We start from the raw sequence: 1,231 nt of genomic DNA, 5'->3' as shown, positions 1-1,231 counted from the left end.
GGGGCTGACGGGGCGGGCCGCATCGGCTACAGCCTGGCGCTGACCGGCAGCGACGTGGCGAGCGGTCTGTATGCGGTTGACCCGCTGGCCGCCAACGGCCAGGGGGCGGCCATCGTGCTCAATCAGGTGGGCAACGTCATCACCGGCAGTGCGGGCGGGGTGGATTACTTCACCCTGACCATCAATCCGACCACCGGGGAAGTGACGCTGGCCCTGCTGGACAACGTCTGGCATGGCGACACCACCAGTGCAGATGACAGCGTGGCGCTGACCCTGGACCGCGGCGTGCTGACGTTGGTGCAGACCGTGACCGACGCCGATGGCGATAGCGCCAGAGCATCTGTGGACCTTGGCGCCAACGGTGTGTTCCGCTTCGAGGATGATGGCCCGCGTGCCGGGCTGGCAGAAGAAGCCCCGCGTCTTGGTGCGACCGTGGATGAAAGTCTGGTCAGTTTGGGTGGGGTCGGCGGTGACGGGGTGGCCAGTGCCAGCTTGAGTGCGGCCGACGTACAGGCCCAGTTCGCGCCGGCCTTCGGGGCTGACGGGGCGGGCCGCATCGGCTACAGCCTGGCGCTGACCGGCAGCGACGTGGCGAGCGGTCTGTATGCGGTTGACCCGCTGGCCGCTAATGGCAAGGGTGCGGCTATCGAGCTCAATCAGGTGGGCAACGTCATCACCGGCAGTGTCGGTACGGTGAACTACTTCACCCTGACCATCAACCCGACCACCGGGGAAGTGACGCTGGCCCTGCTGGACAACGTCTGGCACGGCGATACCACCAATGCGGATGACAGCGTGGAGCTGACCCTGGACCGCGGCGTGCTGACTCTGGTGCAGACCGTGACTGACGCCGATGGCGACCGCGCCAGTGCATCTGTAGACCTGGGTGCCAATGGCGTGTTCCGCTTCGAGGATGACGGCCCGCGTGCCGGGCTGGCGGTGGAGGCGCCGCGTCTGGGCGCGACCGTGGATGAAAGCCTGGTCAGTCTGGGCGGTGTTGGCAGTGACGGGGTGGCCAGTGCCAGCCTGAGTGCGGCCGACGTACAGGCCCAGTTCGCGCCGGCCTTTGGTGCCGACGGGGTGGGCAGCATCGGCTACAGCCTGGCGCTGACCGACAGCAACGTGGCGAGTGGCCTGTATGCGGTCGACCCGCTGGCCGCCAATGGGCAGGGTGCGGCCATCGTGCTCAATCAGGTGGACAACGTCATCACCGGCAGTGTCGGTACGGTGA

General features: G+C 67.3%; 1 protein-coding gene. It reads left to right on the top strand.

Annotated elements, in window-relative coordinates; translation table 11 throughout:
• Positions 1–1,231: DUF5801 repeats-in-toxin domain-containing protein (locus tag AACS24_RS06725; RefSeq protein ID WP_108572819.1), on the top strand; the 1,231-nt coding region annotated here is incomplete at both ends.

This window comes from Aeromonas sp. HMWF016 (assembly GCF_963878195.1).
GTDB classification, from domain to species: domain Bacteria; phylum Pseudomonadota; class Gammaproteobacteria; order Enterobacterales; family Aeromonadaceae; genus Aeromonas; species Aeromonas lacus.
This window is presented reverse-complemented; position numbering and strand designations above follow the sequence as displayed.